This is a genomic window from Burkholderia sp. GW821-FHT14F03, from assembly GCF_058803765.1.
On record NZ_JBXAPG010000069.1, the window covers coordinates 1 to 22,010 of the forward strand.

Sequence of the window (22,010 nt, forward strand, 5' to 3'; positions counted from 1 at the left end):
GCCGAGGCCAGCGCCGCGGCCGCCGCGCCGGCTTCGGCGGCGGCGCCCGCCGCGCCGACCGCGCCGTTCTCGGTCGATTCGTCGAAGATCAATTCCGGCGACACCGCGTGGATGCTGACCTCGACGGCCCTCGTGCTGTTCATGACGATCCCGGGCCTCGCGCTGTTCTACGGCGGCATGGTCCGCAAGAAGAACGTGCTCGCGACCGTGATGCAGAGCTTCGCGATCACGGCGCTGATCACGGTGCTGTGGACGGTGGTCGGCTACAGCCTCGCGTTCACGCCGGGCAACGGCTTCATCGGCGGCTTCTCGCGGGTGTTCCTGTCGGGCATGAACTACATCCACGGCGACAAGGCCACCACGCTGACCGTCAGCCACCTCGCGCCGACGATCCCCGAGACGGTTTATTTCGTCTACCAGATGACCTTCGCGATCATCACGCCGGCGTTGATCTGCGGCGCGTTCGCGGACCGCATGAAGTTCTCGGCGATGCTGGTGTTCATGACGCTCTGGTCGCTGATCGTCTATGTGCCGATCGCGCACATGGTGTGGGAGCCGACCGGCTGGCTGTCGTCGGACGGCGTGCTCGACTTCGCGGGCGGCACCGTCGTGCACATCAATGCCGGCATCGCGGGCCTCGTGTCCTGCCTCGTGCTCGGCAAGCGGGTCGGCTATGGCCGCGAGGCGATGGCGCCGCACAATCTGGTGCTGACGCTGATCGGCGGCTCGATGCTGTGGGTCGGCTGGTTCGGCTTCAACGCGGGTTCGGCGGTCGCGGCCGACGGCCGCGCCGGGTTCGCGATGCTGACGACCCAGGTGGCCACCGCCTGCGCGGCGCTCGGCTGGATGTTCGCCGAATGGATCGCGAAGGGCCGGCCCTCGGTGCTCGGCATCGTGTCGGGCGCGGTCGCCGGGCTGGTCGCGATCACGCCGGCCGCCGGCTTCGTCGGCGTCGCCGGTGCGCTCGTGATCGGCATCGCGGCGGGCGTCGTGTGCTTCTGGTCGGCGACCTGGCTCAAGACCAAGCTCGGCTACGACGATTCGCTCGACGCCTTCGGCGTGCACGGCGTGGGCGGGATCCTCGGCGCGCTGCTGACGGGCGTGTTCGCGGTCAAGGACATCGGCGGCGCCGACGGCAGCCTGCTGCTGCAGGCCAAGGGCGTGGCGATCACGCTGGTCTACAGCGGCGTGGTCAGTTTCGTGCTGTTGAAGGGGATCGATCTGGTGATGGGCCTGCGCGTGTCGGAAGAGGAAGAGCGCGAGGGCCTCGACGTGATCCTGCACGGCGAGCATGTCGAGTAAGCGCAGGTCGTGATCGGTTCGTCGGGCGCGCGGCCCGTTTCACGCCGCGCCGCCCGGAATGCATGAGCGCAGCGACTTCGGCCCGCCGTTCGGCGGGCTCTTTTTTGGGTGTGGCGGCGGTGTGGCGCCGTTAAACCCTGTCGGCTATCAGGTCTATAGCGATAAACATCCATTAAATCCTTGCGATCGCGGGAACAATCCCCAAATGCGGTAGGCAATTGCTCTACAATCTTTTTTCTCCCGTCCGCGAGTGATTCATGGTTCCCCACCTCGTTACGGCGTTAAATGGTCCGCTGCTCGAATTGGAGCGGAAGATCCTCGACGCCACGCCTGCCATTGAACGCTGGTTCAGGCTCGAATGGCAGGAACACACACCGCCGTTCTATTGTTCGGTCGACCTGCGCAATGCGGGCTTCAAGCTCGCGCCCGTCGATGCGAACCTGTTTCCCGGCAGCTTCAACAACCTGCCGCCCGAAGTGCTGCCGCTCGCCGTGCAGGCCGCGATGGCCGCGATCGAGAAGATCTGTCCCGATGCGAAGAATCTGCTCGTGATTCCCGAGCTGCCGACCCGCAACGCGTTCTATCTCGAGAACGTCGCGCGGCTCGCGACGATCATGCGCCAGGCCGGGCTCAACGTGCGCTTCGGCTCGCTCGATCCGGGCATCGCCGAACTCACGCCGATCACGCTGGCCGACGGCCAGAAGATCGTGCTGGAGCCGCTCGAGCGCACGCCGCGCCGTCTCGGCCTGAAGAATTTCGAGCCGTGCTCGATCCTGCTGAACAACGATCTGTCGGCGGGCATCCCGGCCGTGCTCGAAAACCTGCACGAGCAGTATCTGCTGCCGCCGCTGCACGCGGGCTGGGCGGTGCGCCGCAAGTCGAATCACTTCGCCTGCTACGACGACGTCGCGAAGAAGTTCGCGAAGATGGTCGGCGTCGACCCGTGGATGGTGAACCCGTACTTCGCGCACGTCGAGGATATCGACTGGCAGGCGCAGGAGGGCGGCGGCGCGCTCGCCGAGGCGATCGACGCGGTGCTCAAGAAGATCGCGCGCAAGTACCGCGAGTACGGCATCAGCGAGAAGCCGTACGTGGTCGTGAAGGGCGACGCGGGCACCGCGGGGCGCGGCGTGATGACCGTGCACGACGCCGCGGAGATCGGCCGCATGACGAAGGCCGAGCGCGCGCGCATGTCGGAATCGAAGGCGGGGCTCGCGGTGCGCGACGTGATCGTGCAGGAAGGCGTGTACACGTTCGAGCGGATCGGCGACGAAGTGGCCGAGCCGGTCGTCTACATGATCGACCGTTACGTGGTGGGCGGGTTCTACCGCACCCACGGCGCGCGCGAGCGCGACCAGAACCTGAACGCCCCCGGCATGCACTACGTGCCGCTCGGCTTCGAGCACACCGCGCTGCCGGACGCGCACGCGAAGCCGGGCGCCGCGCCGCCGAACCGCTTCTACATGTACGGCGTGGTCGCGCGGCTCGGGTTGCTCGCGTCGTCGGTGGAGCTCGAGAAGACCGACCCGGAAGCCATCCAGGTATAAATCGCGGGGCGCAGCCCCACCACGCTCAGGGACCGCATGGATATCCTCTTTATCGCCGATCCGCTCGATCAGTTCCGGATCTACAAGGATTCGACCTACACGATGATGGCCGAGGCCGCGCGCCGCGGCCACGCAGTCTATGCGTGCGAGCCGCGCCATCTCGCGTGGACGGGCGCGCATGTCGAGGCGGACGTGCGCCGCGTGACGCTCGTCGGCGACGCCGCCGACCTGCATCGCGCGCCGTGGCACGAGGCGGGCCCGGTCGAGGCGCGCGCGCTCGCGTCGTTCGGCGCGGTGCTGATGCGCAAGGATCCGCCGTTCGACATGGAGTACGTGACCTCGACCTGGCTGCTCGAGCAGGCCGAGCGCGGCGGCGCGCGTGTGTTCAACCGGCCGCAGGCGATCCGCGATCACTCCGAAAAGCTCGCGATCGGCGAATTCCCGCAGTTCGTCGCGCCGACGCTCGTCACGCGCGACGCCGCGCGCCTGCGCGCGTTCCACGCGGAGCACGGCGACGTGATCCTGAAGCCGCTCGACGGCATGGGCGGGATGGGCGTGTTCCGCGTGAAGGCCGACGGGATGAACCTCGGCTCGATCATCGAGATGTTGAGCCACGATGGCGCGCGCTCGGTGATGGCGCAGAAATTCATTCCCGAGATCAAGGCGGGCGACAAGCGTATCCTGGTTATCGGCGGTGTACCGGTTCCGTACTCGCTTGCCCGGATTCCGCAGGGGAATGAAGTGCGCGGTAATCTGGCTGCAGGCGGTCTCGGCGTCGCGCAGCCGCTCACCGCGCGCGACCGCGAGATCGCGGAGACGCTGGCGCCCGTGCTGGCGGCGCGCGGCTTGCTGCTCGTCGGCCTCGACGCGATCGGCGACTGGCTGACCGAAGTGAATGTCACGAGCCCGACCTGTTTCCGTGAAATCATGGAGCAGACCGGTTTCGATGTGGCGGCGATGTTCGTCGACGCGCTGGAGCGCGCCGCCGGCTGACCCGCCGGCACCGGCGGCGGCCGCGCAGGCCCCGTCGCCGGCCGGTCCGGACGGCCTGCTACAATGCCCGCTTGCCCGGCACGGTTTCTCGTGCGCCAGGCCCGGCAGGCGGGCCGAACTCGTTGCAAGGCTGATATGGCTGGCATTCTCATCATCGCGCATGCACCGCTCGCGACCGCTCTGCGGGACTGCATCTCGCATATCTACGGCGGGGTGCCCGCGCGCATCGGCTGCATCGACGTGCAGGCCGACAGCGATCCCGTTCAGGTGATGGCGTTCGCGCACGCCGAGCTTGCGCGCCTGAAGGAAGAGAACGGCGCGCTCGTGCTGACCGACATGTACGGCGCGACGCCCGCGAACATCGCGGGCCAGCTCGCGAAGCTCGACGGGGTCCGCGTGCTCGCGGGCGTCAATCTGCCGATGCTGGTGCGCGCGGTCTGTTACCGCACCACGCCGCTCGATACGCTCGTCGACAAGGCGCTCGCGGGTTCCACCAAGGGGATCCACGAAGTCGCGGCCGGCACGCCGCCGCCGCGCTCGCCCGGGCTCGGCTGCGGCGAGTGCGCGCCGATTCCGCCCGAACCGAAACCGCAGGCCGAGCCGCACTGAGCGGGCGGATGCATGTCATTCAACCCCCGGCCGGCGAAGCGCTCGCCGGCTGCCCTGACCTGATCACCGGAAACCATGCTTCAGCAAGAAACGACCATCGTGAATAAATTGGGGCTGCATGCCCGGGCCTCCGCCAAGCTGACCCAGCTGGCCGGGAATTTCCAGGCCGAGGTCTGGATGACCCGCAACGGTCGCCGGATCAATGCGAAGAGCATCATGGGCGTGATGATGCTGGCGGCGGGGATTGGCAGCACGATCACGATCGAGACCGAGGGGCCGGATGAAAAAGAGGCGATGGATTCACTGCTGAAATTGATCGCCGACAAGTTCGGCGAAGGTCAGTAGACCGACCGGTTGCGCCGCGCCGGAATTTGATGAGAATGCCGCGGGCTTCCGCGGCATTTCTGTTTCCGTCACAACAATGCATTGACGACTGCATGCTGCGCCGCATGCAGCCTTGGCGCGCGGCGGAATTTATAATCGGGTACCGGGGTCATAAGCGCATCGCAGCGGTGCGCCGCGGCTTACATGATGAGAGGAGGTGCGCGTGTCCTTCACGCTGCATGGTATTCCCGTTTCAAGAGGCATCGCGATCGGACGTGCGTATCTGATCGCGCGGGCGGCGCTCGACGTTGCCCATTACCTGATCGACGCCGCGCAGATCGACGCCGAGGTGGAACGCTTTCGCGCGTCGCTGCACGCGGTGCGCTGCGAACTCGACGCGCTGCGCGCCGACCTGAACGACGACACGCCGTCCGAAGTCGCCGCGTTCATCGATGTGCACGCGATGATCCTGAGCGACGCGATGCTGGTGCAGGAAACCATCGACCTGATCCGCACCCGCCGCTACAACGTCGAGTGGGCGCTGACCGAGCAGCTCGAGCTGCTGACCCGCCATTTCGACGACATCGAGGACGAGTACCTGCGCGAGCGCAAGGCCGACATCGAGCAGGTGGTCGAGCGGGTGCTGAAGGCGCTCGCGGGCGCGCCGTCCGCGTCGCAGGCGCTCGATCGCGCCGCGCGCGGCAAGGACGAGATGATCGTGGTCGCGCACGACATCGCGCCCGCCGACATGATGCAGTTCAAGAGCCAGTCGTTCCAGGCCTTCGTCACCGATCTCGGCGGCCGCACCTCGCATACGGCGATCGTCGCGCGCAGCCTCGGCATCCCGGCCGCGGTCGGGGTCCAGCACGCGAGCGCGCTGATCCGCCAGGACGACCTCATCATCGTCGACGGCGACCAGGGGATCGTGATCGTCGATCCCGCGCCGATCGTGCTCGAGGAGTACTCGTACCGGCAGTCGGAAAAGGCGCTGGAGCAACGCAAGCTGCAGCGCCTCAAGTTCTCGCCGACGCAAACCTTGTGCGGTACCCGCATCGATCTGTGCGCGAACATCGAGCTGCCCGACGATGCGAAGGCCGCGATCGACGCGGGCGCGGTGGGGGTGGGGCTGTTCCGCACCGAGTTCCTGTTCATGAATCACAAGAACCAGATGCCCGAGGAGGAGGAGCAGTTCGGTGCGTATCGGCGCGCGGTGGAGCTGATGCGCGGGCTGCCGGTGACGATCCGCACCATCGACGTCGGCGCCGACAAGCCGCTCGAAGCGCTCGACGAAGGCTACGAGACCGCGCCGAATCCCGCGCTCGGCCTGCGCGCGATCCGCTGGAGCCTGTCGGAGCCGCAGATGTTCCTCACGCAGCTGCGCGCGATCCTGCGCGCGTCGGTGTTCGGCCCGGTGAAGATCCTGATCCCGATGCTCGCGCATGCGCAGGAGATCGACCAGACCCTCGACCTGATCCGCGAGGCAAAGCGCCAGCTCGACGACGCGGGGCTCTCCTACGATCCGACCGTGCGGGTCGGCGCGATGATCGAGATCCCGGCCGCGGCGATCGCCTTGCCGCTGTTCCTGAAGCGGGTCGACTTCCTGTCGATCGGCACCAACGACCTGATCCAGTACACGCTCGCGATCGATCGCGCGGACAACGCGGTCGCGCATCTGTACGACCCGCTGCATCCGGCCGTGCTGCACCTGATCTCCTACACGCTGCGCGAGGCGAAGCGCGCGGGCGTGCCGGTGTCGGTGTGCGGCGAGATGGCGGGCGATCCGGCGCTCACGCGTCTGTTGCTCGGCATGGGGCTCACCGAGTTCTCGATGCACCCGAGCCAGCTGCTGGTGGTCAAGCAGGAGATCCTGCGCGCGCATCTGAAGGCGCTCGAGAAGCCGACGGCCGACGTGCTCGCGGCGTTCGAGCCCGAGGAGGTGCAGTCGGCGTTGAAGCGCCTCGACAGCGCGGAACCGCGCGCGGACGTCGCCGCCTAGCCTCCCGGCTTCAGGTCGCGCGGCCGCGCCAACGATCGCGGCGGCCGCGCGCGGGCCGCGTCAGTGCGCGTGCGCGTCGCCGCACACCGGGCAATCCGGCTGTCGCGCGATCCGCATCGTATTCCACTCCATGCGCAGCGCATCGAGCATCATGAGCCGGCCGGCGAGCGTCGCGCCGATGCCGCCGATCACGCGCAGCGCCTCGGCCGCCTGCATCGCGCCGATGATGCCGACCGTCGGGGCGAACACACCCATCGTCGAGCAGGCGACTTCCTCGAACGGCTGATCCTCCGGAAACACGCACGCGTAGCACGGCGAGGCCGGGTCGCGGAAATCGAAGGTGCTGATCTGGCCGTCGAAGCGCAGCGCCGCACCGGACACGAGCGGCACCCGATGCGCGACGCACGCGCGGTTGATCGCATGGCGGGTCGCGAAGTTGTCGGTGCAGTCGAGCACGACGCTCGCCTTGGGCACGGCGTGCGCGAGCCAGGCGTCGTCGACGCGCTCGGCGACCGCGTGCACCCGCACCTCCGGATTGAGCCGCGCGAGCGCGTCGCGCCCCGAATCCACCTTGCGACGGCCGACCGCGGCCGTATCGTGCAGGATCTGGCGCTGCAGGTTGGTGAGGTCGACCGTGTCGGCGTCGACGAGCGTGAGCGTGCCGACGCCCGACGCGGCCAGGTACATCGCCGCGGGCGAGCCGAGGCCGCCCGCGCCGATCACGAGCGCGTGCGCATCGAGAAAGCGCTGCTGCGCTTCGATGCCGATCTCGTCGACGAGGATGTGGCGGGAATAGCGGAGGAGCTGGTCGTCGTTCATGGCGGGCGGTCGGGCGAGGAAACGGGGCGCGTGGCGTCTATTCTAGGCGCGCAAATGAAACGGGCCATCGCGGCGCTTGCCGCGATGGCCCGCTGGGGCCGCCTGGGCGCTTACTGCGGCGCCGAGGCCGGCTGCGCGGCGGAGGCCGGCTTGGCGGTCGCCTTCGACGCACCCTTCGGCGCCGCGGCGGACGAGGCCGCCTTGCCGGTGGCCGCGCCCTTCGTGCTTTCCGCGAGCATCGACTTCGACTCCTGCACCGGCTTGCCCTCGAGCTTGGCGAGCGCCTGCTGCATCATGAAGTCGTCGGCGGTGCCGAACTCGACCGGCTTGCGGTCGCGGTCTTTCTGGCGCTGCTCCGGCGTCTTCTTGTCGTTCTGCTCCTCGAGGACGCGCAGCTGCTCCATGCGACGCTGCTCGCGATCTTCCTGTTCCTTCTTCTCGTTCGGATCCTGGGTGTTCGCGAGGTGGTTCGAGTAGTCGACTTCGCGCGTGACGAGCACGTCGTCCGGATCGCCGTCCGCGAACTGGTCGACCGGGATGTCCGGCGTGATGCCCTTGTTCTGGATCGAACGGCCGCTCGGCGTGTAGTAGTACGCGGTCGTCAGGCGCAGCGCGCTGTCGGCCGTCATCGGCCGGACCGTCTGCACCGAGCCCTTGCCGAACGTGGTCTTGCCCAGGATCTGCGCGCGGTGCGCATCCTGCAGCGCGCCCGCGACGATTTCCGACGCCGACGCCGAGTACGCGTTCGTCAGCACCACCATCGGCACCGTCTTGAAGATGGCCGGCAGGTTCTTGAGCGGATCGCTGTCGAACGACGGCAGGCGGTAGTTGTCGTAGTTGTCGCGATAGACCTGCTTCGAATCCGGGATCTGGCCGTTGGTCGACACGACGACGGAATCGGGCGGCAGGAACGCGCCCGCGACGCCGACCGCGCTTTGCAGCAGGCCGCCGCCGTTGTTGCGCAGATCGAGGATGAGGCCCTTCAGGTTCGGCTGCTGGCGCGCGATGTCCTGCAGCTTGGCGGCGAGATCGGGCGTCGTGCGTTCCTGGAAGCTGGTGATGCGGATGTAGGCGTAGCCCGGGTCGAGCATCTTCATCTTCACGCTCTGCACGCGGATGATCGCGCGCGTGACCGTGACCGGGAAGGTGCGGTCGTCGCTCTTGCGGAAGATGGTCAGCGTGACCTTGGTGCCCGGCTCGCCGCGCATCTGCTTGACGGCCTTGTCGAGCGTCATGCCGCGCACGGGGCGATCGTTGATGCGGGTGATCAGGTCGCCCGGACGGATGCCGGCGCGGAACGCGGGCGTGTCCTCGATCGGCGAGATCACCTTGACGAGGCCGTCCTCCTGGGAAATCTCGATGCCGAGGCCCGCGAAGCGGCCCTTGGTCTGTTCCTGCAGTTCCTCGTAGTCGGTCTTGTCGAGGTACGACGAGTGCGGGTCGAGGCTCGACACCATGCCCTTGATCGCGGCCGTCAGCAGCTTCTTGTCATCGACGGGTTCGACATACTCGCGCTTGATCTGGCCGAACACCTCGGCGAACAGCCGCAGCTGGTCGAGCGGCAGCGGGGACGTGACGGCCGCCTGCTGGGCCGAGGCGGAGATCTGCAGCGTGGCGAATACGCCGGTCGCGAGGCCCGCGGCAATCAGGCCGATATTCTTCAATTTCATTCGCATAGAGTCTGGTGCGGTCGGAAAGCGCGTGGCTGTGGCGGGGACAACAGGACGGACAAGTATAACTGCTCGCCCCCGAATCGAGCGGATCGCGCCGGAACGGGTTCGACAGCGCCCGGCCCGGCGGGTTCGCGGGCGCCGCCGCCGGGCGGGCGCCCGCCGCGGGCCTAGCCCGCCGACTTGCCCTGCTGCGCGACGGCGGCCTGGGCCTTCGCGATCGCGTCCTGGTCGCCGAGGTAGTAGTGCTTGATCGGCTTGAGGCCGGCGTCCAGCTCATAGACGAGCGGCACGCCGTTCGGGATGTTGAGGCCGACGATGTCGCTGTCGGAGATGCCGTCGAGATACTTGATCAGCGCGCGCAGCGAATTGCCGTGCGCGGCGATCAGCACCTGCTTGCCGGCCTTCACCGCCGGGGCGATCGACTCGTTCCACAGCGGCAGCACGCGCGCGACCGTGTCCTTCAGGCACTCGGTGAGCGGCAGCTGCTCGCGCGGCACCTTCGCGTAGCGCGGGTCGCCGAACGGGGCGCGCGGGTCGTCCGCCTCGAGCGCGGGCGGCGGCGTGTCGTAGCTGCGGCGCCAGACCAGCACCTGCTCGTCGCCGAACTTCGCGGCGGTCTCGGCCTTGTTGAGGCCGGACAGCGCGCCGTAGTGGCGCTCGTTCAGGCGCCACGTGTGGACGACGGGCAGATACATCTGGTCCATTTCGTCCTGCACGTGCCACAGTGTGCGGACCGCGCGCTTGAGCACCGAGGTGTAGGCGATGTCGAACGCGTAGCCGGCTTCCTTGAGCAGCACGCCTGCCTGCCGGGCCTCGCGGTTGCCCTGTTCGGTCAGGTCGACGTCGACCCAGCCCGTGAAGCGGTTTTCCTTGTTCCAGGTCGATTCGCCGTGGCGGATGAGAACGAGCTTGTACATATGTGCTTGCGGTCGGTAGTGAGGAAGCGGTTCGCGACACGGCCCGGGCAGCGGTGGGGCGCCATCGCGCAAGGCGCTTATTTTATAATGGCGGGATTGTCGTTTCGATTTCTCTTTTTTTCGGCGGATTTTCCGTGACGTTCTTTAGCGATTACACGAACCTGGCCCTCATCGGGATTCTGGTGGTTTCCGGCGGCCTGCTGGCCCTGCCCGCGCTGCGGCGCGGCGGGGCGGGCCTGTCCGCGGCGGAGGCGACCCAACTGATCAACCGCCGCAACGCGGTCGTGATCGACCTGCGCCCGGCGGCCGAATTCGGCGTGGGCCACCTGCCGGCGGCCCGCTCGGTCGAATTCGGCGAACTGCAGACGAAGCTTGCACAGGTCGCCCGCAACAAGAGCGCGCCGCTGCTGCTCGTCTGCCAGAACGGCCAGCAGTCGCAGAAGGCGGCCAAGCTCGCGCAGGACGCGGGCTACGGCGAAGTGCACGTGCTGCAGGGCGGCGTGGCCGCATGGCAGCAGGCCGGCATGCCGGTCGTCAAATAAGGAGTGGTGAAGTGAATAAAGTGGTCATGTACAGCACCCAGGTCTGCCCGTACTGCGTCCAGGCCGAGCGGCTTTTGAAGCTGCGCGGCGTCGAGCAGATCGAGAAGGTGCTGATCGACAAGGATCCGACGCGTCGCGAGGAAATGATGACGCGCACCGGCCGTCGCACGGTGCCGCAGATCTATATCGGCGAAACCCATGTCGGCGGCTACGACGATCTGTCGAAGCTCGACCGCGAAGGCGGCTTGAAGCCGCTTCTGGAAGCCGCCTAATTCCGGCAGAATGGCCGCCTTCGCTCCGCATCGGGGCGACGCGTGCCGCAGCACGAACAAAACCGGGCAGGCCGGAGGGTTCCGGCCGCCTTGCTATCAATTTTAGGGAGCCACCATGTCCGACGTCGAAAACCAGCCGTTCTTCAATATCCAGCGCATCTACCTGAAGGATCTGTCGCTTGAGCAGCCGAATTCGCCGGCGATCTTCCTCGAGCAGGACATGCCGTCGGTCGAGGTCGAAGTCGACGTGAAGGCCGAGCGCCTCGCGGAAAGCGTGTACGAGATCGTCGTGTCGGGCACCGTGACCGCGAAGGTCAAGGACAAGGTCGCGTTCCTGATCGAAGCGAAGCAGGCCGGCATTTTCGATATCCGCAACATCCCGGCCGAGCAGATCGACCCGCTCGTCGGCATCGCCTGCCCGACGATCCTGTTCCCTTACCTGCGTTCGAACATCGCCGACGCGATCACGCGCGCGGGCTTCCCGCCGATCCACCTCGCGGAAATCAACTTCCAGGCGCTGTACGAGCAGCGTCTCGCGCAGCTGTCGCAGCAGGCGGAAGGCGGCGCGCAGGGCGCGCCGAACGGCACGACGCTCAACTGAGCGGCCGCGACCGACCGGTGCTGGGTATGAAAGTCTCCGTTCTCGGCGCCGGCGCGTGGGGCACCGCGCTGGCCGGCCATCTGGCCGCGCGGCACGATACGCTCCTGTGGGCGCGCGATCGCGCGCTCGTCTCCGAACTTGAGGCCCGGCGCGAAAACGTCCGCTACCTCGACGGCGTCGCGCTGTCGCCGGCGCTGCGCTACGAGGCCGATCTCGCGGCCGCGCTCGCGCATGCGGCGGGCGACGACGCGCTGTGCGTGGTCGCGGCGCCGGTCGCCGGGCTGCGCGCGCTGTGCGGCGCGATGCGCGACGCGGGCCGGGTGCCCGCGCATCTGGTATGGGTCTGCAAGGGTTTCGAGGCCGACACGCGGCTCTTGCCGCACCGGATGATCGCGGAGGCGCTGCCCGGGCAGCCGAGCAACGGCGTGCTGTCCGGCCCGAGCTTCGCGCGCGAGGTCGGCGAGGGCCTGCCCGTCGCGCTGACGATCGCGAGCGCCTCGGCCGCCTGCCGCGAGCGCACGGTGGCGGCGTTCCATCACGGCGCGATGCGGATCTATACCGGCGACGACGTGGTCGGCGTCGAGGTCGGCGGCGCGGTGAAGAACGTGCTGGCGATCGCGACCGGCATCGCCGACGGCCTGGGGCTCGGCCTCAATGCGCGGGCCGCGCTGATCACGCGCGGCCTGGCCGAGATGTCGCGCCTGGGCGTGACGCTCGGCGGCCGCGCGGAAACCTTCACCGGGCTGACCGGCCTGGGCGACCTGATCCTGACCGCGACGGGCAACCTGTCGCGCAACCGCACCGTCGGCCTGCAACTGGCCGAAGGGCGCACGCTCGAGGCGATCCTGGCCTCGCTCGGCCACGTCGCCGAAGGCGTGCGTTGCGCGCAGGCGGTGCTGTCGATCGCGCGCGATCACGGCATCGAGATGCCGATCACCGAGGCGGTGTGCGCCGTGCTGTTCGACGGCGTCGCGCCGCGCGACGCGGTGAGCGGCCTGCTGCGCCGCGACGCGAAGGCCGAGTAGCGCAGCGCGGGCGCGCGGCGAACGCGCTAGGCTGTGCGCGGGCGAGGTTCGCCGTGGAGGCCGTCATGCCGCATCTCATCGGTTCGACTCAACTGGACGCGCGCGTCGTGGACATCACGACGCTCGCGCTCGACGCGATCGTCAACGCCGCCAACGAAACCCTGCTGGGCGGCGGCGGCGTCGACGGTGCGATCCACCGGGCGGCGGGCCCTGGCCTGCTGCGCGAATGCGCGGCGCTCGGCGGCTGCGCGACCGGCGATGCGAAGCTCACGCGCGGACACGGGCTGCCCGCGCGCTTCGTGATTCATACGGTGGGGCCGGTGTGGCAGGGCGGTGCGCACGGCGAGGCGGCGCTGCTCGCCTCGTGCTACCGGCGCGTGCTCGAGGCGGCGGCCGGGGCGGGCTGCCGGTCGCTCGCGTTTCCCGCGATCAGTTGCGGCGTGTACGGCTATCCGGCCGAGGCGGCGACCGCGATCGCCGTGCGCGCCGTGGGCGAGGCGCTGCGCGACGGCGGCCCCCAGGCCGGCTGCTTCGACCGGATCCTGTTCGCCTGCTTTTCCGAGCCGATGCTCGCGCTTTACCGCGCCGCGCTCGCCCGCGCCTGAGCGTCGCGCGTTCCGCTGCCTTCCTTCCGTTTACGCTCCGCCTTCGAAGCCCGCCTGACGCCACGCCTCGAACACGACGACCGCGACCGTATTCGACAGGTTCAGGCTGCGGTTGTCCGGCCGCATCGGCAGCCGCACGCGCTGGCTGGTTGGGAAGCGTTCGAGCAGCGGCGCGGGCAGGCCGCGCGTCTCCGGGCCGAACACGAACCAGTCGCCCGGCTGGAACGCGAGATCGTGGAAGCGACCCGAGCCGCGCGTCGTGAACGCGAACATGCGCGTCGGGTCCGGCGTTTCGGCGGCGACAAATGCCTCCCAGTCTCGGTGCACGCGCATGTTGGCGTACTCGTGGTAATCGAGCCCGGCGCGGCGCATGCGCGCGTCGTCGAGCGGGAAGCCGAGCGGCTCGATCAGATGCAGCCGCGCGCCGGTGTTCGCGCACAGGCGGATGACGTTGCCGGTGTTCGGCGGGATTTCGGGTTCGACGAGAACGACGTTGAACATGATTCGAGTCCGGCAAGTAGTCTTGATGTGAGTCAATCTATTTCAATCTTTCGCGGTGCGCAGCGCGACGAAATTCGTCACGCGGCGCGCACCCGCGTCCTTCAGGCAGCGCGCGAGCGCGCCGAGCGTCGCGCCCGACGTCATGACGTCGTCCACGAGCCCCACGTGCAGCCCGTCGACCGCGCGCGTCGGCGCGAAGGCCGCCGCGACGTTCGCGTGGCGCGCGCCGGCGTCGAGCCGCGACTGCGGCGCTGTGTCGACGCGCCGCTCGGCGAGCGTCGATACGGCGCGCGCCCGCAGGTGTCGCGCGAGCGGCCGGGCGATCGCCCACGCCTGGTTGTAGCCGCGCGCGACGAGCCGCCGCCGCGCGAGCGGCACGGGCGCGAGCAGGTCGAGGCCGTGCGCCGTGCCGAAGCGCTCGTGGGCGAGCCGCGCGAGACGGCCGGCGAATTCCGCGCCGAGCGCGAGCCGCGCGCGGAACTTCAGGTCGAGCGCGAGGCCGTCGAGCGGCGCGCGGTAATCGGCGAGCGCGAGCGTCGCGTCGAACGGCGGCGGCGCGTCGCGGCACGCGCGGCATCGATAGTCCGCGGCGGGCCGGGCGGGCAGCGGCAGCGCGCATTGCACGCAGCGCAGCCGCGCCTCGTTCCAGTACGCCGCGTCGCACTGCGCGCACAGCGTTCGCTGTGACAAATTGCCGCACAGCGCGCACAGATTCGGCAGCGCCCACGCGGCGAGGCGCGCCAGCGCGACGCCCGCGCACGAAAATGGGGCGCGGCGGTCGCGCCTCGGCGGGAGCGGCACGGACATCGGTTTTCTCCGGTGGGGCCCGCTTCGCTGAAGGGCGCGAAGCGAGCGAGTATACTTCGGGCTCTTCGCCAGTTTGCCCGACATGTCCCCAGCTCCCGCACCGACCGGCCGTCCGGCCTATGATCCACGACGCCTGCGGCGAATCTTCGACCGTCGCGCCGCCGCGTTCGACGCCGTGGCGTTCCTGCCGCGCGAGATCGCGCAGCGCATGTGCGAGCGCCTCGACTACATCAAGGTGAACCCGGCCGGCGTGCTCGACGCGGGCTGCGGCGTCGGCGACGATCTGCCGCTGCTGCGCGCGCGCTTTCCTGAAGCGCCGGTGTTCGGCGTCGACCTGTCGGGCGAGATGCTCGCGCGCGCGTCGGCGCGCGAGACCGCCGAGACGAGCTGGCGGCGCTTCCTGCCCGCCTCGCTGGCGAAGGCGCTCGGCCATCGCGGGCCGCGCGTCGCGCAGGCCGACTTCTCCGCGCTGCCGTTCGCCGGCGGCGCCTTCGATTTCCTCTGGTCCAATCTCGCGCTGCACTGGCACGCGCGTCCCGATCTCGTCCTGCCGGAATGGCGCCGCGTGCTGCGCGTCGACGGGCTGCTGATGTTCAGCACCCTCGGCCCCGATTCACTGCGCGAGCTGCGCGCGGCGTTCGCGGAAGCCGAGGCCGCGGTCGGCGACGCGCGGCCGGATCCGCACGTGGTCGAGTTCGTCGACATGCACGACCTGGGCGACATGCTGGTCGAAAGCGGCTTCGAGATCCCCGTGATGGACCAGGAAGTGCTGACCGTCACCTACAAATCCGCCGATTCGCTGCTCGCGGACGTGCGCCGCTGGGGCGCTTATCCGTTCGAGCGCGGCGCGCGCCGGCAGGGGCCGTCGCGGCGCCTGCGGCGCGCGCTCGGCGACGCGCTGGAAACGCGCCGGCGCGACGACGGCACGATCCCGCTGACCTTCGAGGTGATCTACGGCCATGCCTGGAAGGCGGCGCCCCGCACGACCGCCGAAGGGCATGGGATCGTGCGCATCGAGGACATCGGCAAAGGGCGTCCCAGGCCTCGCTGAAGCGGTAAAGCGCGGATTTGTTATGTCTGGAATTAACGGCCGCGAGCGGGTGGAAAAAGTCCCCCGAAATGGCCGGAAAGCTTGTCGCGCTTGGCTCGCCGGGCGATGGGCGTTTGCTTGTGGATGCCCCTGATCGCGCCTATAATGCGTCAGTTTGTCGTCCTGGGGGTCCCCACAATACAGGGCGGCGAGCCCGATGCGGGCAAGCTCCACATGCCATTCGCGAGGGGTTGCGATGGAAGTAGCGGACAGTGTGACGGATGCCGAGCCGGTCCTGCGGGACTGGCTGATGAAGCGCAACTGCTCGGTGTCGCCGCGCCAGTTCGTGACTTTCTATGTATCGCTCGCGGCATTTTCGCTTGTCATCGCAGCACTGTTGCTGTGGCGCGGTGCGTGGCTCGTGCTGCCCTTCACCGGGGTCGAGTTGCTGGCGGTCGGCGTCGCGTTTGCCATTTACGCGCGCCATGCGGTCGATTACGAACGCATCCGGCTGTTCCCTCATCGGCTGCTGATCGAGCGGATGAGCGCGGAGCAGCTGACGCAGATCGAATTCAACCCGCGCTGGGTGCGGGTCGAGCCGGCTGCGTCGCCGCGCGATCCGATCAGGCTGGTGTCGCGTGGGCAGACCGTGGTGGTCGGGCAGCATCTCGCGCAATACCGGCGCGCGCAGTTCGCACATGAGCTGCGTACGTCGCTGATGCGTTGCGGCTGAACGAGGCGGCCGGCGCAAAGCGAGGCAGCTTGCGACGGGGGAGGGTTTGAATGGAAATTTTGGGTAAGGAAGCTATGAAAACAATCAAGCGAGCCCTCATGGGCGTGCTGGCATGCAGTGGACTGCTCTTTGCCGGCGCCGCTCTGGCGGTCGGTGACAGTCCGGGCGGCCCCCGCGTCAACGAGATCAATCTCCAGCCGCCGGTCACGAAGATCGCTGAAGAACTCTACGATCTCCACACGATGATGCTGATCCTGTGTACGGTGATCTTCGTCGGCGTGTTCGGCGTGATGTTCTATTCGGTCTTCGCGCACCGCAAGTCCAAGGGCCACAAGGCCGCCAATTTCCACGAAAGCACCACCGTCGAAATCATCTGGACGATCGTGCCGTTCATCATCGTCGTGCTGATGGCGCTGCCCGCCACCAAGGCCGTCGTCGCGATGAAGGACACGACCAACGCCGACCTCACGGTCAAGGTCACCGGCTACCAGTGGAAGTGGGGCTACGACTACGTGAAGGGGCCGGGCGAAGGCATCAGCTTCCTGTCGACGCTGTCGACCCCGCGCAGCGAAGTGAACGGCCAGGCGCCGATCACCGACACCTACCTGCAGGAAGTCGACCACCCGCTCGTCGTGCCGGTCAACAAGAAGATCCGCATCATCACGACCGCCAACGACGTCGTCCACTCGTGGTATGTGCCCGCGTTCGGCGTGAAGCAGGATGCGATTCCGGGCTTCGTGCGCGACACCTGGTTCAAGGCCGACAAGGTCGGTACCTTCCGCGGCTTCTGCACGGAGCTGTGCGGCAAGGAGCACGCGTACATGCCGGTGGTCGTCGAAGTGCTGTCGGAAGACGACTACGCGAAGTGGGTCAAGGACCAGAAGTCCAAGCTGGCGGCCGCGGCCATCGACCCGAACAAGGTTTACACGAGCGCCGAGCTGATCGCGCACGGCGAAGAGGTTTACAAGGCCAACTGCGCGGTGTGCCACCAGCCGAACGGCAAGGGCCTCGGCGCGTTCCCGGCGCTCGACGGCAGCAAGATCGCGAACGGCCCGATCGCCGAGCACGTGAGCATCGTGCTGCACGGCAAGGCGGCGATGCCGACCTGGGCGTCGCTGTCGGATCTCGACATCGCTTCCGTGATCACCTACGAGCGCAATTCGTGGGGCAACCACATGGGCGATTCGCTGCAGCCGAAGCAGGTGGCCGACGCGCGCAGCGGCAAGCTGCCGGAAGGCGGCGCGCAGGCGGCCGCCCCCGCCGCGGAACCCGCGTCGGGCGCCGCTGCGTCGGCGCAGGCTGCCGCGCTGCCGGCCGCGATCTATTTCGAGACGGGCAAGAGCGAGCTGCCGGCGGACGCGAAGGACGCGATCGCCGCGGCAGCCGACTACGCGAAGGCGCATCCGGACGCGAAGCTCACGCTGTCGGGTTTCACCGACACGACGGGCTCGGCCGACGCGAACGCCGAACTGGCGAAGCACCGCGCGCTGATCGTGCGCGATGCGCTGAAGGCCGCCGGCGTCGCAGAGGACCGGATTGTGATGAAGAAGCCGGAAACGATCACGGGCGGGACGGACGCGAAGGAAGCCCGTCGCGTCGAGATCGCCCCGTCGGCTTGACGTGTTGTCGACGTTATTCGGATTAGGAGAGTTCTATGTCTAGCATCGGACACGATGTAGCCGCCGGCGGGCACGCCCACGACGACCACGCGCACGAGACGCCGCACGGCTGGCGCCGTTGGCTGTTCGCCACCAACCACAAGGACATCGGTACGCTGTACCTGCTGTTCTCGTTCATCATGTTCCTGTCGGGCGGCGTGATGGCGCTCGCGATCCGCGCCGAGCTGTTCGAGCCGGGCCTGCAGATCATGCGTCCGGAGTTCTTCAACGAACTCACGACGATGCACGGCCTGATCATGGTGTTCGGCGCGATCATGCCGGCCTTCGTCGGCTTCGCGAACTGGATGATCCCGCTGCAGATCGGCGCGTCCGACATGGCGTTCGCGCGGATGAACAACTTCAGCTTCTGGCTGCTGCCGGTCGCCGCGGTGCTGCTGGTCGGCTCGTTCTTCGCGCCGGGCGGCGCGACGGCCGCCGGCTGGACGCTGTACGCGCCGCTGTCGACCCAGATGGGCCCGGGCATGGACTTCGCGATCTTCGCGGTGCACATCATGGGCGCGTCGTCGATCATGGGCGGCATCAACATCATCGTGACGGTGCTGAACATGCGCGCGCCGGGCATGACGCTGATGAAGATGCCGCTGTTCGCCTGGACCTGGCTGATCACGGCGTTCCTGCTGATCGCCGTGATGCCGGTGCTCGCGGGCGCGATCACGATGGTGCTGTTCGACCGTCACTTCGGCACGTCGTTCTTCAATGCGGCAGGCGGCGGCGATCCGGTGATGTACCAGCACATCTTCTGGTTCTTCGGCCACCCCGAGGTGTACATCATGATCCTGCCGGCGTTCGGGATCGTGTCCGCGGTGATCCCGGCGTTCGCGCGCAAGCCGCTGTTCGGCTACAGCTCGATGGTCTACGCGACCGCGTCGATCGCGATCCTGTCGTTCATGGTCTGGGCGCACCACATGTTCGCGACGGGCATGCCGGTCACGGGCCAGCTGTTCTTCATGTACGCGACGATGCTGATCGCCGTGCCGACGGGCGTGAAGGTGTTCAACTGGGTCGCGACGATGTGGCGCGGCTCGATGACCTTCGAAACCCCGATGCTGTTCTCGATCGGCTTCCTGTTCGTGTTCACGTTCGGCGGCCTGACGGGCCTGATGCTCGCGATGGCGCCGCTCGACATCCAGTACCACGGCACCTATTTCGTGGTCGCCCACTTCCACTACGTGCTGGTGGCGGGCTCGCTGTTCGCGCTGTTCTCCGGGTGGTACTACTGGGCGCCGAAGTGGACGGGCTGGATGTACAACGAGACGCGCGGCAAGATCCACTTCTGGGCGTCGATGATCTTCTTCAACCTGACGTTCTTCCCGATGCACTTCGTCGGCCTCGCCGGCATGCCGCGTCGCTACGCCGACTATCCGGCGCAGTTCACCGACTTCAACCAGATCGCGACGATCGGCGCGTTCGGCTTCGGTCTCGCGCAGGTGTACTTCCTGTTCGCGGTCGCACTGCCGGCCTATCGCGGCGGCGGCGAACTGGAGAAGGCGTCCGACAAGCCGTGGGACGGCGCGACGGGCCTCGAGTGGACGGTGCCGAGCCCGGCTCCGTTCCACACCTTCGAGCATCCGCCGACGGTCGAGTAATCCCGTTCACGTTCTCCGCGCCGCCGGCAGGCGGCGCGGAGACTGCAACCTGAAAGCAAGCGTATGACCCGGAATCCACAACAAAGACGGTCGCCCGAGCAGATCCGCGCGGGCAACAAGCGGCTCGGCTTGATCCTGCTGGTGGCGGTGGCCGTTTTCTTTGTGGGTGTCGTCGTCAAGCAGTGGTTCCTGTCCACGTCCTGACGCAGTATTGAGGAAGTTCCGCATGTCGAAGTCCGAGGCTGACGCCGATCGTTCTTTCAACCGCGTGATGCTCGCGAAGCTCGTCGTCGTGGTGGGCTTGATGTTCGGCTTCGGTTTCGCGCTGGTGCCGATGTACCGCGCGATCTGCCAGATCACCGGCATCAACAACCTGTTGCAGCGCGACGTCAGCGCGCGCGAGGCGAAGAACACGCAGATCGACTACAGCCGCAAGGTGTCGATCGAGCTCGATGCGAATGCGCGCGGCCCGCTCGGCTTCAAGCCGGAGCAGAACAGCATCGACGTGCATCCGGGCGAGCTGACGACGGTGGTGTACGAAGTGACGAACGGGCAAGGCCGCCCGGTCGTCGCGCAGGCGATCCCGAGCTACGCGCCGAAGCAGGCGACGGAGTTCTTCAAGAAGATCGAGTGTTTCTGTTTCACGCAGCAGACGCTGGCGGCGAATGAAGCGCGCAAGATGCCGGTGGTGTTCGTGATCGATCCGAAGCTGCCGAAGGACGTGAAGACGATCACGCTGTCGTACACGTTCTTCGAACTGAATACGCCCGCGACGGCCACGACCGGCACGGCGGGGCGCACGGTGTCCGCGAAGCCGGACGCGTGACGAGGGAGGAGCGCATGACGAGTGACGCGGGCCGCAAAGGCAGTTTCATGAAGACGGTCAAGGCGGTGCTGTGGTCGTTCTTCGGGGTGCGCAAGCGGCGCGATCTCGAGGCCGACGCCGCGCAGCTCAATCCGCTGCACGTGCTGCTGGTCGCGCTGATCGCGGCGGCGCTGTTCATCGGCGTACTGATCGCGATCGTGCACGCGGTGGTCGGGTAGGGGCAGGGTATCGACGGGCGTGTCACGGCGCGCCCGTGGCAGAAAGCGAAGCGGCGCCGTCGCGCGCCGCTAGAAATAAAGCCGGGACTTCCGGAACAAATTGGACTGAAGTGGAGAATCAAGCATGAGCGGTCAAAACGAGAGCCCGTACTATTTCGTGCCGCATCCGTCACATCATCCGATCAGCGCGGCCGTCGGCCTGCTGGCGATGCTGGGGTCATTTGCGCTTTGGATCAACGGTGAGCCGTGGGCGCCATATACCGCGCTGCTTGGCCTGCTGTGGTTCCTCTTCACGCTGTACCACTGGTTCGGCGACGCGATCGCCGAATCGGAGGGCGGGCAGTACGGCAAGCGGGTCGACGTGTCGTACCGCTGGAGCATGAGCTGGTTCATCTTCTCCGAAGTGATGTTCTTCGGCGCGTTCTTCGGCGCGCTGTTCTACGCGCGCGAAATCGCGCTGCACCAGCTGGGCAGCCTCGACTACAAGCTGATCTGGCCGGACTTCAGCGCCGTGTGGCCGAACGAGGGCCCGGCCGCGCTCGCCGGTCACTTCAAGACGATGGGCCCGTGGCCGATCCCGACGCTGAACACCGCGTTCCTGCTGTCGTCGGGCGCGACGCTCACGGTGTCGCACCATGCGCTGCGCGACGATCACCGCAAGAAGGCGATCGCCTGGCTCGCCGCGACGCTCGTGCTCGGCGTGTGCTTCCTGTTCCTGCAGGGCTTCGAGTACTTCCACGCGTACAACGAACTGAACCTGACGCTCGGCTCGGGCGTGTACGGCTCGACGTTCTTCCTGCTGACGGGCTTCCACGGTTTCCACGTGTTCCTCGGCGGCACGATGCTCGCGGTGGTGCTGGTGCGGATGATCCGCGGCCACTTCAAGCCGGATCACCATTTCGCGTTCGAAGGCGCCGCCTGGTACTGGCACTTCGTCGACGTCGTCTGGCTCGGCCTGTACGTCGTCGTCTACTGGCTGTAATGAAAACGGCCCGCGCAGCGATGCGCGGGCCGTCGTGCCTGGGTCGGGCGCTTCGCCGCGCGAACCCGAGCCGGATCCGCCGCGCCGCCCCGACTTCGTCAGGCGGCGCTTTTGCTTGAAGGTGCCCGAGCTGCGGCGATATGCCGCATCAGCGGCCGATCGGCAAACCGGTCGAATGGATCCAGCCCATCCAGTTTGCGAACAGGATGAACAGGAACAGCGTGATCGACAGGCCGACCCGCGCCGCGAGCGACCAGACCATGCGCTTCGTCTGGCCGCGGTCGTGCATCATGAAATACAGCGCCGACCCCAGGCTGGCAATGATGAGGACGAACGCGATCGGAACGAGGATGTGCATGAAGCTGACCGGAAACCGGTGGATCGAAAGGGAGGCGTCAATTATCGCACTTCACCTGTGCGGGT

The 22,010-nt window shown here is 67.6% G+C and carries 25 protein-coding genes; 19 read left to right on the forward strand and 6 right to left on the reverse strand.

The genetic code is table 11. The annotated features are described in order from the left end of the window. The 6 genes from AC1RQF_RS30580 to ptsP all read left to right on the forward strand — a co-directional run. Positions 1-1,302, forward strand: a 1,302-nt coding sequence (locus AC1RQF_RS30580) for an ammonium transporter (protein ID WP_492873809.1), incomplete at its 5' end; no start/stop codon positions are given. Between the two features lie 257 nt (positions 1,303-1,559). Next, positions 1,560-2,849 carry a glutamate--cysteine ligase gene (gene gshA, locus AC1RQF_RS30585; RefSeq protein WP_273999280.1) on the forward strand — a complete coding sequence of 430 codons (1,290 nt, stop codon included), beginning with the start codon at positions 1,560-1,562 and terminating at the stop codon, positions 2,847-2,849. A gap of 36 nt (positions 2,850-2,885) precedes the next feature. Continuing rightward, positions 2,886-3,842 (forward strand): glutathione synthase, encoded by a 957-nt coding sequence (gene gshB / locus AC1RQF_RS30590; protein ID WP_492873811.1) that lies wholly within the window; start codon positions 2,886-2,888, stop codon positions 3,840-3,842. Positions 3,843-3,977: 135 nt separating this feature from the next. Further along, the gene (locus AC1RQF_RS30595) at positions 3,978-4,451 is read left to right on the forward strand and encodes a PTS sugar transporter subunit IIA (RefSeq protein ID WP_273999276.1); all 474 of its coding nucleotides are present in this window, start codon (positions 3,978-3,980) and stop codon (positions 4,449-4,451) included. A gap of 75 nt (positions 4,452-4,526) precedes the next feature. Next, a complete protein-coding gene (locus AC1RQF_RS30600; protein WP_252987960.1) occupies positions 4,527-4,796 on the forward strand; it encodes an HPr family phosphocarrier protein in 270 nt (89 codons plus the stop codon). Between the two features lie 202 nt (positions 4,797-4,998). Continuing rightward, the gene (ptsP, locus tag AC1RQF_RS30605) at positions 4,999-6,771 is read left to right on the forward strand and encodes a phosphoenolpyruvate--protein phosphotransferase (protein WP_273999274.1); all 1,773 of its coding nucleotides are present in this window, start codon (positions 4,999-5,001) and stop codon (positions 6,769-6,771) included. Between the two features lie 60 nt (positions 6,772-6,831). Here the strand turns inward: ptsP and AC1RQF_RS30610 are convergent, their stop codons facing one another. The 3 genes from AC1RQF_RS30610 to gpmA form a co-directional block, all read right to left on the reverse strand. Next, positions 6,832-7,590: a HesA/MoeB/ThiF family protein gene (locus tag AC1RQF_RS30610; RefSeq protein WP_273999273.1), complete on the reverse strand. Its 759-nt coding sequence runs from the start codon at positions 7,588-7,590 to the stop codon at positions 6,832-6,834. Between the two features lie 110 nt (positions 7,591-7,700). Further along, the gene (locus tag AC1RQF_RS30615; RefSeq protein ID WP_492873814.1) at positions 7,701-9,266 is read right to left on the reverse strand and encodes a S41 family peptidase; all 1,566 of its coding nucleotides are present in this window, start codon (positions 9,264-9,266) and stop codon (positions 7,701-7,703) included. A gap of 164 nt (positions 9,267-9,430) precedes the next feature. Next, complete coding sequence (gene gpmA, locus AC1RQF_RS30620; protein WP_273999272.1) at positions 9,431-10,180, reverse strand: 2,3-diphosphoglycerate-dependent phosphoglycerate mutase; 750 nt, start codon at positions 10,178-10,180, stop codon at positions 9,431-9,433. 134 nt (positions 10,181-10,314) lie between these two features. Between gpmA and AC1RQF_RS30625 the strand changes: the two genes are divergently transcribed. From AC1RQF_RS30625 to AC1RQF_RS30645, 5 genes are all read left to right on the forward strand, one after another. Then, positions 10,315-10,722, forward strand: a complete 408-nt coding sequence (locus AC1RQF_RS30625) for a rhodanese-like domain-containing protein (protein ID WP_273999271.1) — start codon at positions 10,315-10,317, stop codon at positions 10,720-10,722. 11 nt (positions 10,723-10,733) lie between these two features. Further along, on the forward strand, positions 10,734-10,994 hold the full coding sequence (gene grxC / locus AC1RQF_RS30630) for a glutaredoxin 3 (protein WP_252985116.1): 261 nt from the start codon (positions 10,734-10,736) through the stop codon (positions 10,992-10,994). Between the two features lie 115 nt (positions 10,995-11,109). Then, positions 11,110-11,595: a protein-export chaperone SecB gene (secB, locus tag AC1RQF_RS30635; RefSeq protein WP_273999270.1), complete on the forward strand. Its 486-nt coding sequence runs from the start codon at positions 11,110-11,112 to the stop codon at positions 11,593-11,595. Positions 11,596-11,621: 26 nt separating this feature from the next. Beyond that, on the forward strand, positions 11,622-12,620 hold the full coding sequence (locus AC1RQF_RS30640) for an NAD(P)H-dependent glycerol-3-phosphate dehydrogenase (protein WP_273999269.1): 999 nt from the start codon (positions 11,622-11,624) through the stop codon (positions 12,618-12,620). A 65-nt stretch (positions 12,621-12,685) separates the two neighbouring features. Next, complete coding sequence (locus AC1RQF_RS30645; protein WP_273999268.1) at positions 12,686-13,225, forward strand: O-acetyl-ADP-ribose deacetylase; 540 nt, start codon at positions 12,686-12,688, stop codon at positions 13,223-13,225. A 30-nt stretch (positions 13,226-13,255) separates the two neighbouring features. Here AC1RQF_RS30645 and trmL read toward each other — a convergent pair whose 3' ends face one another. Together trmL and AC1RQF_RS30655 are read right to left on the reverse strand one after the other, a co-directional pair. Continuing rightward, a complete protein-coding gene (gene trmL, locus AC1RQF_RS30650) occupies positions 13,256-13,726 on the reverse strand; it encodes a tRNA (uridine(34)/cytosine(34)/5-carboxymethylaminomethyluridine(34)-2'-O)-methyltransferase TrmL (RefSeq protein WP_273999267.1) in 471 nt (156 codons plus the stop codon). A gap of 42 nt (positions 13,727-13,768) precedes the next feature. Further along, on the reverse strand, positions 13,769-14,533 hold the full coding sequence (locus AC1RQF_RS30655) for a ComF family protein (RefSeq protein WP_273999266.1): 765 nt from the start codon (positions 14,531-14,533) through the stop codon (positions 13,769-13,771). 82 nt (positions 14,534-14,615) lie between these two features. On the opposite strand from AC1RQF_RS30655, the gene AC1RQF_RS30660 reads away from it, so the two are divergent. The 8 genes from AC1RQF_RS30660 (at position 14,616) to AC1RQF_RS30695 (ending at position 21,587) form a co-directional block, all read left to right on the forward strand. Beyond that, positions 14,616-15,584, forward strand: a complete 969-nt coding sequence (locus tag AC1RQF_RS30660) for a methyltransferase domain-containing protein (protein WP_273999265.1) — start codon at positions 14,616-14,618, stop codon at positions 15,582-15,584. A 196-nt stretch (positions 15,585-15,780) separates the two neighbouring features. Continuing rightward, positions 15,781-16,296, forward strand: a complete 516-nt coding sequence (locus AC1RQF_RS30665; RefSeq protein ID WP_443111536.1) for a DUF2244 domain-containing protein — start codon at positions 15,781-15,783, stop codon at positions 16,294-16,296. A 50-nt stretch (positions 16,297-16,346) separates the two neighbouring features. Further along, on the forward strand, positions 16,347-17,915 hold the full coding sequence (gene coxB, locus AC1RQF_RS30670; protein ID WP_492873820.1) for a cytochrome c oxidase subunit II: 1,569 nt from the start codon (positions 16,347-16,349) through the stop codon (positions 17,913-17,915). Between the two features lie 35 nt (positions 17,916-17,950). Next, a complete protein-coding gene (gene ctaD, locus AC1RQF_RS30675) occupies positions 17,951-19,561 on the forward strand; it encodes a cytochrome c oxidase subunit I (protein ID WP_273999261.1) in 1,611 nt (536 codons plus the stop codon). 63 nt (positions 19,562-19,624) lie between these two features. Then, positions 19,625-19,765: a cytochrome oxidase small assembly protein gene (locus AC1RQF_RS30680; protein WP_273999260.1), complete on the forward strand. Its 141-nt coding sequence runs from the start codon at positions 19,625-19,627 to the stop codon at positions 19,763-19,765. Positions 19,766-19,787: 22 nt separating this feature from the next. Next, positions 19,788-20,387 (forward strand): cytochrome c oxidase assembly protein, encoded by a 600-nt coding sequence (locus tag AC1RQF_RS30685; RefSeq protein ID WP_273999259.1) that lies wholly within the window; start codon positions 19,788-19,790, stop codon positions 20,385-20,387. Positions 20,388-20,401: 14 nt separating this feature from the next. Further along, positions 20,402-20,605, forward strand: coding sequence for a DUF2970 domain-containing protein (locus AC1RQF_RS30690; protein ID WP_252985129.1), 204 nt, complete (start codon positions 20,402-20,404; stop codon positions 20,603-20,605). A gap of 124 nt (positions 20,606-20,729) precedes the next feature. Further along, on the forward strand, positions 20,730-21,587 hold the full coding sequence (locus AC1RQF_RS30695; protein ID WP_273999258.1) for a cytochrome c oxidase subunit 3: 858 nt from the start codon (positions 20,730-20,732) through the stop codon (positions 21,585-21,587). A 148-nt stretch (positions 21,588-21,735) separates the two neighbouring features. Here the strand turns inward: AC1RQF_RS30695 and AC1RQF_RS30700 are convergent, their stop codons facing one another. Beyond that, positions 21,736-21,945 (reverse strand): twin transmembrane helix small protein, encoded by a 210-nt coding sequence (locus AC1RQF_RS30700; protein ID WP_273999257.1) that lies wholly within the window; start codon positions 21,943-21,945, stop codon positions 21,736-21,738. Positions 21,946-22,010 lie beyond the last annotated feature (65 nt).

What these genes read in the sequence shown, in the direction of transcription:
- gshA (WP_273999280.1), top strand. Translation starts at nt 1,560, where the DNA reads ATGGTTCCCCACCTCGTTACGGCGTTAAATGGTCCGCTGCTCGAATTG.
- gshB (WP_492873811.1), top strand. Translation starts at nt 2,886, where the DNA reads ATGGATATCCTCTTTATCGCCGATCCGCTCGATCAGTTCCGGATCTAC.
- AC1RQF_RS30595 (WP_273999276.1), top strand. Translation starts at nt 3,978, where the DNA reads ATGGCTGGCATTCTCATCATCGCGCATGCACCGCTCGCGACCGCTCTG.
- AC1RQF_RS30600 (WP_252987960.1), top strand. Translation starts at nt 4,527, where the DNA reads ATGCTTCAGCAAGAAACGACCATCGTGAATAAATTGGGGCTGCATGCC.
- AC1RQF_RS30610 (WP_273999273.1), bottom strand. Translation starts at nt 7,590, where the DNA reads ATGAACGACGACCAGCTCCTCCGCTATTCCCGCCACATCCTCGTCGAC.
- AC1RQF_RS30615 (WP_492873814.1), bottom strand. Translation starts at nt 9,266, where the DNA reads ATGCGAATGAAATTGAAGAATATCGGCCTGATTGCCGCGGGCCTCGCG.
- gpmA (WP_273999272.1), bottom strand. Translation starts at nt 10,180, where the DNA reads ATGTACAAGCTCGTTCTCATCCGCCACGGCGAATCGACCTGGAACAAG.
- secB (WP_273999270.1), top strand. Translation starts at nt 11,110, where the DNA reads ATGTCCGACGTCGAAAACCAGCCGTTCTTCAATATCCAGCGCATCTAC.
- AC1RQF_RS30640 (WP_273999269.1), top strand. Translation starts at nt 11,622, where the DNA reads ATGAAAGTCTCCGTTCTCGGCGCCGGCGCGTGGGGCACCGCGCTGGCC.
- AC1RQF_RS30645 (WP_273999268.1), top strand. Translation starts at nt 12,686, where the DNA reads ATGCCGCATCTCATCGGTTCGACTCAACTGGACGCGCGCGTCGTGGAC.
- trmL (WP_273999267.1), bottom strand. Translation starts at nt 13,726, where the DNA reads ATGTTCAACGTCGTTCTCGTCGAACCCGAAATCCCGCCGAACACCGGC.
- AC1RQF_RS30655 (WP_273999266.1), bottom strand. Translation starts at nt 14,533, where the DNA reads ATGTCCGTGCCGCTCCCGCCGAGGCGCGACCGCCGCGCCCCATTTTCG.
- AC1RQF_RS30660 (WP_273999265.1), top strand. Translation starts at nt 14,616, where the DNA reads ATGTCCCCAGCTCCCGCACCGACCGGCCGTCCGGCCTATGATCCACGA.
- AC1RQF_RS30665 (WP_443111536.1), top strand. Translation starts at nt 15,781, where the DNA reads ATGCGGGCAAGCTCCACATGCCATTCGCGAGGGGTTGCGATGGAAGTA.
- coxB (WP_492873820.1), top strand. Translation starts at nt 16,347, where the DNA reads ATGGAAATTTTGGGTAAGGAAGCTATGAAAACAATCAAGCGAGCCCTC.
- ctaD (WP_273999261.1), top strand. Translation starts at nt 17,951, where the DNA reads ATGTCTAGCATCGGACACGATGTAGCCGCCGGCGGGCACGCCCACGAC.
- AC1RQF_RS30680 (WP_273999260.1), top strand. Translation starts at nt 19,625, where the DNA reads ATGACCCGGAATCCACAACAAAGACGGTCGCCCGAGCAGATCCGCGCG.
- AC1RQF_RS30685 (WP_273999259.1), top strand. Translation starts at nt 19,788, where the DNA reads ATGTCGAAGTCCGAGGCTGACGCCGATCGTTCTTTCAACCGCGTGATG.
- AC1RQF_RS30690 (WP_252985129.1), top strand. Translation starts at nt 20,402, where the DNA reads ATGACGAGTGACGCGGGCCGCAAAGGCAGTTTCATGAAGACGGTCAAG.
- AC1RQF_RS30695 (WP_273999258.1), top strand. Translation starts at nt 20,730, where the DNA reads ATGAGCGGTCAAAACGAGAGCCCGTACTATTTCGTGCCGCATCCGTCA.
- AC1RQF_RS30700 (WP_273999257.1), bottom strand. Translation starts at nt 21,945, where the DNA reads ATGCACATCCTCGTTCCGATCGCGTTCGTCCTCATCATTGCCAGCCTG.